The organism is Bacteroides caecigallinarum (genome assembly GCF_016901995.1).
GTDB classification, from domain to species: Bacteria; Bacteroidota; Bacteroidia; order Bacteroidales; family Bacteroidaceae; genus Phocaeicola; species Phocaeicola cellulolyticus.
In genome coordinates, this window is the sequence record NZ_JACJLE010000004.1 from 94,186 (window position 1) to 102,744 (window position 8,559).

The 8,559-nt window shown below is 41.8% G+C and carries 6 protein-coding genes; 5 read left to right on the forward strand and 1 reads right to left on the reverse strand.

All coding sequences use genetic code 11. The features are described from left to right. Positions 1-24 precede the first annotated feature (24 nt). Positions 25-3,729: a phosphoribosylformylglycinamidine synthase gene (gene purL / locus H6A61_RS02110; RefSeq protein ID WP_154043257.1), complete on the reverse strand. Its 3,705-nt coding sequence runs from the start codon at positions 3,727-3,729 to the stop codon at positions 25-27. Positions 3,730-3,887: 158 nt separating this feature from the next. Here purL and H6A61_RS02115 point away from each other — a divergent pair, with 158 nt between their 5' ends. From H6A61_RS02115 to H6A61_RS02135, 5 genes are all read left to right on the forward strand, one after another. Further along, the gene (locus H6A61_RS02115; RefSeq protein ID WP_204390582.1) at positions 3,888-4,547 is read left to right on the forward strand and encodes a LysE family translocator; all 660 of its coding nucleotides are present in this window, start codon (positions 3,888-3,890) and stop codon (positions 4,545-4,547) included. 3 nt (positions 4,548-4,550) lie between these two features. Continuing rightward, complete coding sequence (locus H6A61_RS02120; protein ID WP_154043259.1) at positions 4,551-5,093, forward strand: DUF4924 family protein; 543 nt, start codon at positions 4,551-4,553, stop codon at positions 5,091-5,093. Then, the gene (rfbD, locus tag H6A61_RS02125) at positions 5,090-5,947 is read left to right on the forward strand and encodes a dTDP-4-dehydrorhamnose reductase (protein WP_204390583.1); all 858 of its coding nucleotides are present in this window, start codon (positions 5,090-5,092) and stop codon (positions 5,945-5,947) included. Before H6A61_RS02120 ends, rfbD begins: the two co-directional genes overlap by 4 nt. A gap of 85 nt (positions 5,948-6,032) precedes the next feature. After that, positions 6,033-7,601: a peptide chain release factor 3 gene (locus H6A61_RS02130; RefSeq protein WP_204390584.1), complete on the forward strand. Its 1,569-nt coding sequence runs from the start codon at positions 6,033-6,035 to the stop codon at positions 7,599-7,601. A gap of 272 nt (positions 7,602-7,873) precedes the next feature. Beyond that, a complete protein-coding gene (locus H6A61_RS02135) occupies positions 7,874-8,182 on the forward strand; it encodes a hypothetical protein (protein ID WP_154043262.1) in 309 nt (102 codons plus the stop codon). The last annotated feature ends 377 nt before the right edge of the window (positions 8,183-8,559 follow it).

Genomic DNA, 8,559 nt, shown 5'->3' on the forward strand with positions numbered 1-8,559 from the left:
TTATTAATAACAAAATGTTACGTATTATTTCTTGTTTGCTTCAACCCATTTGCGAGCATTTACGAATGCCTCCATCCATGGAGTAATCTGGTCTTCACCAAGACGTTCTGCTGGATAATAAGCATTTTCCCATGGGAAGCAAGCTCTTTCAAGGTGTGGCATCATTGCAAGATGACGTCCGTCCTGTGAAGCGATACCTGCTACGCTGTAGTCTGAACCGTTAGGATTACCAGGATATTCATCGTATGAATACTTCAGAACTACATTATAGTGGTCTTCAGGATAAGGCAATGAGAACTTACCTTCTCCGTGAGCTACCCAGATACCGAGCTTAGAACCGCTCAATGAGCCGAACATTACGCTGCGGTTCATAGGAACTGTCACGCCAAGGAAGTTAGATTCAAACTTGTGTGAGTCGTTATGAAGCATCTTGCCTTTCTTCTTGTCTTCAGGAGTGATAAGTCCGAGTTCCATCATCAGCTGGCAACCGTTACATACACCGAGTGACAATGTATCCTGGCGTGCGTAGAAGTTGTCAAGAGCTGCTTTAGCTTTAGGATTGAACAGGAAGCTACCGGCCCATCCCTTAGCAGAACCAAGAACGTCAGAGTTAGAGAAACCACCGCAGAATACAATCATGTTGATGTCTTCCAATGTTTCGCGACCACTTACAAGGTCAGTCATTGTAACGTCCTTAACGTCGAATCCTGCAAGGTAAAGCATGTATGCCATTTCACGTTCACCGTTAGTACCTTTCTCGCGGATGATAGCAGCCTTGATACCGCTTGGAGTACGACGGTCAGGATCAAGTCCGAACTGAGAAAGCTTACCTGTGAATGAAGGGTTGAATGCAAATTCAACAGGCTGCTGTTTGTAGTTTTCGAAACGCTTCTTGGCACATCCGTTCATGCTCTGATGACGATCCATCAGGTATGAAGTAGAATACCATACGTCGCGCAGATAGTCGATACCGAACTGGTAAGTTGCACCATCCTTAGAAACGAGGATATGACGTTCTTCTGTCGGTTTACCAAGTTTCACGAAACCAACGCCTGCATCTTCAAGAATCTTCTTGACTTCAGCTTTGTTCTTATCTGCTACCTGTATAACGATACCCGGATTTTCTGCAAACAGAATCTTGACAATATCATCACATTTAATCTTGTCAAGTTCGATTTCCATACCGCCTTCTGTGTTAGCGAAACACATTTCAAGCAATGTAGTGATAAGACCACCGGCAGAAATATCGTGACCTGCAAGAATCAGTCCCTTGTTGATAAGTTCCTGAACTGCGAGGAATGCATCGCGGAAGTATTCTGGGTTCTGTACTGTAGGAACATCGCTACCTACCTTGTTGAGGCTTTGAGCAAAAGCAGAACCTCCAAGACGCAACTGGTCGAAACTGAAGTCTATATGATAGAATGTAGATTTTTCCTTATTAACCATAACAGGAGAAACCACCTTCTTGACGTCGCTTACTTCACCACCTGCAGAAACGATTACTGTTCCCGGGCTGATAATCTTTTCTCCGTTAGGATATTTTTGAGTCATTGACAATGAGTCCTTACCTGTAGGAACGTTTATCTGAAGTGAGCAGCAGAAGTCAGATAAAGCCTTCACTGCTGTATAAAGTCTTGCATCTTCACCTTCCTGTGAGCGGCAAGGCCACATCCAGTTGGCAGAAAGAGAAATGCTGTCCATACCGTCTGCCAAAGGAGCCCATACAAGGTTTGTCAGAGCTTCAGAAACGGCAAGAACAGAACCTGCAGCAGGATCTGCAAGTGCAGCCTGAGGAGCGTGACCGATAGCTGTTGCGATACCGGCATTTCCACGATAGTCGAGAGCTACCACACCACAGTCACTCAATGGCAACTGAAGTTCACCCTGACACTGCTGACGTGCAATCTTACCTGTTACCGAACGGTCAACCTTATTTGTCAACCAGTCCTTACAAGCTACAGCTTCAAGCTGAAGAACAGTTCTAACGTATTCGTTCAGTTTTGCCGCATCGTATGATACATTTTCATATTTACGTTCTACGGTCTTGTCAACCATATATGTCTTAGGAGAAGAACCGAACATTTGGTCAACAGCCAGGTCGAATGGACGGACGCCGTCAGCCTGTTCGAATACGAAACGGTGGTCGCCTGTAGTTTCACCTACAACGTACATAGGAGCACGTTCGCGTTCAGCAATCTTTCTTACGTGGTCAATAGCCTTTTCATCGATAAGCAATCCCATACGTTCCTGAGATTCGTTTGCGATGATTTCCTTAGCAGAAAGAGTTTCGTCACCGATAGGAAGCTTGTCCATGTGGATAAGACCACCGCAATCTTCTACAAGCTCAGACAGACAGTTCACGTGACCTGCCGAACCGTGGTCGTGGATAGAAACGATAGGGTTTTCATCTTCTTCACAAAGTGAACGAACCACGTTGTAAGCACGTTTCTGCATTTCCGCGTTTGCACGCTGTACGGCGTTAAGCTCGATTCCAGAAGAATAACGTCCTGTCTCAACAGAAGATACAGAACCACCACCAAGACCGATACGATAGTTGTCACCACCAAGAACCACAACTTCGTTACCAGCTTCAGGGCTACCCTTCAAGCAGTCACGCTGAGTACCGTAACCTACACCACCGGCAAGCATGATAACCTTGTCGTAAGCATACTTTTCGTTGTTTTCCTGATGTTCGAATGTAAGTACAGAACCACAGATAAGCGGCTGACCGAACTTGTTACCGAAGTCAGAAGCACCGTTTGAAGCCTTGATAAGAATCTGTTCCGGAGTCTGATACAACCACTGGCGTACAGGAAGAATGTTTTCCCATTCGCGTCCTTCTTCCGAACGAGGATAAGAAGTCATGTAAACGGCTGTACCGGCGATAGGCCATGAACCTTTACCACCACCCATACGGTCGCGGATTTCACCACCTGTACCAGTTGATGCACCGTTGAACGGTTCTACAGTAGTAGGGAAGTTATGAGTCTCAGCTTTCAGTGAGATAACAGTCTTGATATCTTTGATTACGAAATAATCAGAAGTAGAGTGATCTTTCGGAGCGAACTGTTCCACAACAGGACCTTCAGCGAATGCTACATTATCCTTATATGCTGAAATAATCTTGTTAGGATTTTCGTTTGTTGTTTTCTTGATCATCTGGAAGAGTGATGATTCCATTTCCTGTCCGTCGATGATGAAAGTACCACCGAATATTTTGTGACGGCAGTGTTCTGAGTTGATTTGTGCGAAACCGAACACCTCTGAGTCGGTAAGCTTGCGTCCCAGGTCTTTTTCCACTTTAAGCAGATAGTCCATTTCCTCGCGTGAGAGAGCCAGACCTTCCTGCTCGTTATATTCTTCCAGGTTTTCTATGTAAATAATAGGTTGCGGTTTGATATTCACATCAAATATTTCCTGATTCAAGCCTTTGTACATACGCTGAAGCATAGGGTCGTATTCAGCGTTTTCATCTTTTACAGGGAAATATTCCTCTATACGGCGTATTCCGCTTATACCCATGTTCTGAGTGATCTCTACGGCATTCGTACTCCATGGAGTAATCATTTCTCGGCGTGGACCGATGAAGCATCCTTTCAGGTTATCTTCAGTCTCTACAGTTGCGTCACTGTAAAGCCAGCATAACTTTTTGATGTCTTCAGCATTCAATTCCTGACTGCATGAAGTAGCAATCACGCTTTTACTAGGGGTTCTGAAAAATAGAATCATAACATTTATATTGTTTTTGAGTTTAAAGACATTCTGTAATTGTAAAACAAATAAAAAACATATATAATATGTTGCAAAGGTACATAAAAGCCTGTTTTTACGAAAGAAAATCTACATGAATTATAGGTACTTTCGCAAAAAAGTCACATCTTTGCACTATGAATTGGTTAGAGCAAGTTACTATACTGGATTTATTGGTAAAGGGTTTTGTTATTGGGGTAGTGGTTTCGGCACCACTCGGACCCGTTGGCGTTCTTTGTATTCAGCGAACACTGAATAAGGGACGTTGGTTCGGTTTTGTAACTGGTCTTGGCGCTGCATTGAGCGATATAGGCTATTCATTGATAACGGGTTACGGCATGAGCTTTATGGATGATCTTATTATCAAGCACCAGACTTTGTTGCAGATAGTAGGTAGTATAATGCTTCTGGCTTTCGGTATCTATACATTCAGAAGTAACCCTGTAAAAGCTTTGCGTCCGGTTTCCGGTAAACGCGGTTCATATCTTCATAATTTCATCACAGCATTTTTTGTTACATTATCCAATCCTCTGATTATATTTCTTTTTGTAGGTCTTTTTGCAAGATTTTCATTTGTCATGCCAGGAAGTCCTGTCGGTTTTCAGTTGGTTGGATATCTGGCTATCGTGTTAGGTGCTCTGACATGGTGGTTCAGCATTACATATTTCGTTAATAAAGTTCGTAATCATTTCAATGTCCGTGGCATTTGGATTTTAAACCGTGTTATTGGTATCATTGTAATAGTAGCCTCTATAGTGGGCTTGGTTTTGGCATTATTAGGAAATTCATTATATTGATATATGTATATATCTCAACAGTTAAAACAGCAGAATATAGCTGAATATCTGCTTTATATGTGGCAGATAGAAGATTTGCTTCGTGCGTATCATTTTGATATGGACAGGATAAAGAAGGATATAGTCGATCCATATCCTGTGTCGGAAGAACAGAAAGCGACACTGTTCCAATGGTATAAGGATCTTGCAAACATGATGCACGACGAGGGTGTGATGGAGAAAGGTCATGTCCAGATAAACAAGAATATAATAGTCTGGCTTACAGACCTGCATTTGCAATTGCTCCGCTCTCCTAAATATCCATATTATAGTGCAGCATATTATAAGGCCCTTCCTTTTATTGTAGAACTTAGGGCAAAAGGTGCGGATAAGGATGTTCCGGAGCTGGAAACATGTTTTGATGCCATGTATGGCGTACTTATGCTGAAACTTCAGAAAAAGGAAATAAGCGAGGAAACACAGAAAGCCATTAAAGTGATAAGCGACCTTCTGGCTATTCTTGCCGATTATTATATAAAAGATAAGAAAGGAGAATTGGAGTTATGAAAAATATACTCGTGACAGGCGCCAACGGTCAGCTTGGAAATGAAATGCGTATCCTGTCGGAATCATATCCACAGTACAGATACTTTTTCACTGATGTGGCAGAACTTGACATTTGCAATGAGCAGGCTGTAATGAATTATGCAATGTCGAACAATATAGATATCATTGTCAATTGTGCGGCATATACTGCAGTGGATAAGGCAGAAGATAATGTTGAACTTTGCAAGATGCTTAACCAGCAGGCTCCGGGCTTCCTTGCCAAGGCTGCAAAAGCAAGAAACGGATACCTTATTCAGGTGTCAACCGATTATGTATTCGACGGAACGGCACATATCCCATACCGTGAGGATGAAGAGACATGCCCGAACTCTGTTTACGGTGTGACCAAACTCGGCGGAGAACAGGAAGCATTCAAGTATTGTCCTGAAACAATGGTTATAAGGACCGCATGGCTGTATTCTTCTTTCGGCAATAATTTCGTAAAGACAATGATGCGTTTGGGAAGAGAAAGAGATACACTGGGCGTTATATTCGACCAGATAGGAACTCCTACATATGCCCGCGACCTAGCTGTGGCAATATTTGCAGCCATAAACAAGGGAATCGTTCCTGGAGTGTATCATTTCAGCAACGAAGGTGTATGCTCATGGTATGATTTTACCAAGGCAATTCATGCTATTGCAGGCATTCAGGGATGCAATGTTAAACCGCTTCATACAGAGGATTATCCTACAAAGGCTACACGTCCTCATTATTCTGTGCTTGACAAGACCAAGATTAAGGAGACTTACGGAATAGAGATACCATACTGGATGGACAGTCTCAAGGAATGTATGGAGATATTAATGAAATAAAGATTTAAAAGACGAGTTGTTAGATATTAGTTCTTAGTTTTTAGATCTAACAACTGACAACCAACGACTAACAACTAAATAATATATGAATCAGGAAATAGAAAGAAGACGTACGTTTGCCATTATCGCCCATCCTGATGCCGGAAAGACATCGTTGACAGAAAAACTCTTGCTTTTCGGAGGTCAGATTCAGGTAGCCGGTGCGGTAAAATCAAACAAAATCAAGAAAACAGCTACATCCGACTGGATGGACATCGAAAAGCAGCGTGGTATTTCCGTTACCACATCTGTGATGGAGTTCGACTATAACGACTATAAGGTTAATATCCTTGATACTCCGGGTCACCAGGACTTTGCCGAAGACACTTACCGTACACTTACTGCTGTGGATAGTGTAATCATCGTTGTTGATGGTGCGAAAGGTGTGGAAACCCAGACAAGAAAACTGATGGAAGTGTGCCGTATGCGTAACACTCCGGTTATCATCTTTGTCAACAAGATGGACCGCGAAGCCAAGGACCCGTTCGATTTGCTTGACGAGCTTGAAGAAGAACTTGTTATCCAGGTACGTCCTCTTACATGGCCTATCGAGAGTGGACCACGTTTCCGCGGTGTATATAATATATATGAACAGAAACTGAACCTTTTCCAGCCTTCAAAGCAGGTTGTAACAGAGAAGGTAGAGGTAGATATCAATACAGAGGAACTGGACAATCATATAGGTCATGATCTTGCAGACAAACTCCGCGGCGAGCTTGAACTGATTGATGGAGTATATCCTGAATTCAATGTAGAAGAATATCTTAAAGGTGATGTAGCTCCTGTGTTCTTCGGTTCTGCACTCAACAACTTCGGTGTTCAGGAATTGCTCGACTGCTTCGTAGAGATTGCTCCTAGTCCTCGTCCTGTTACAGCTGTAGAACGTACTGTAAATCCGGATGAGCCTAAGTTTACAGGATTTATTTTCAAGATAACGGCCAATATCGACCCTAACCACCGTTCTTGTGTGGCATTCTGTAAGGTATGTTCAGGCAAGTTTACCCGTAACACCCCTTATCTGCATGTACGTCACAACAAGACAATGCGTTTCTCTTCGCCTACACAGTTCATGGCACAGCGTAAGACTACAGTGGATGAGGCTTGGGCAGGAGATATCATTGGTTTGCCGGACAACGGAACATTCAAGATTGGTGACACACTGACTGAAGGTGAAAACCTTCATTTCAAAGGTCTCCCAAGCTTCTCTCCTGAGATGTTCAAATATATAGAGAATGCCGATCCGATGAAGACAAAACAGCTCAACAAGGGTATCGACCAGCTTATGGACGAAGGTGTGGCACAGCTTTTTGTCAACCAGTTCAACGGCCGCAAGATTATTGGTACTGTAGGTCAGTTGCAGTTTGAGGTAATCCAGTATCGTTTGGAAAATGAATATAATGCCAAATGTCGTTGGGAGCCTGTAAGTCTTTATAAGGCTTGCTGGATAGAAAGTGATGATCCGGAAGAGCTTGAAGCATTCAAGAAACGTAAATACCAGTATATGGCAAAAGACCGTGATGGAAGAGATGTGTTCCTGGCAGACAGTGGATATGTACTGCAGATGGCACAGATGGATTTCAAACACATCAAGTTCCACTTTACTTCTGAATTCTGATTAAGATTCTAATATGGAAAAGCCGCTTTTGAAGCGGCTTTTTTTATATCTGTTCTTGTGAGTAATTTTTACCCATAAACAATCCTATTCCACAATATTGTGTATAAAATTACACATCTATATTTATTCCGGTTTAAAATCTGAAAATCTGGATTTTGATTTAATATATTGATTATTAACCGGTTATGTATGGTGTAAACTTTGTGGCATGCACTTTGCACTTAATTCTACGAAAACTAAACTAATTGTCTAACATTTAAAACTATTGAATTATGAAAAAAGTATTTTTTGCATTAGCATTGGTAATGGGATTAGGAACAACAGTTGCATTCGCTTCAAGTTTTTCATCACCTGAAGTTACTGTAGTAACAAATGTAAACGATTTTAAACCTATAGAAATCAAGGATCTTCCTAAAGCAGTTCAGGAAGTATTGGCAAAAAGTTATAAGGACTTTACTGTTAAATCTGCAGCAGTTGAAGTTTCAGAAGACGGAACAGCTGTTTATCAGGTAACTTTGGTTGATGCCGAAGGTGAAGAAGGTGTTGTTTTGTTCAATGAAAAAGGAGAAGTACTTGAATAACCTTGGTAGAGTTATAAATCAGTTTTGATTGATGAACTTTTTTATGATGTGAATTAAATTGTCTCATCTTTATTAATAGAATGGCGATGCGTAACTGCGTCGCCATTTTCATTTTTTGTACTTATTTTTTTTTGCTGTTTATTTCCTTTTAGAAAGCACTGAAAAAAACGTGCGCACATTTGATCTAAAACGTGCGCACGTTTTGTTTCGAATGAACGCCCGTTTTAAGTGAAACGTGCGCACGCTTGAAAATATGCTTTTTGGGTAGCTGAAGTGTACTGAATTTGGTTGTCAGTTTGTGTTGTAACTCCTGACCAAGTTGACTGGTTAAACATTATATTCCTAACAAGGTTGTCAGTTATGCAAAAGTACAACAA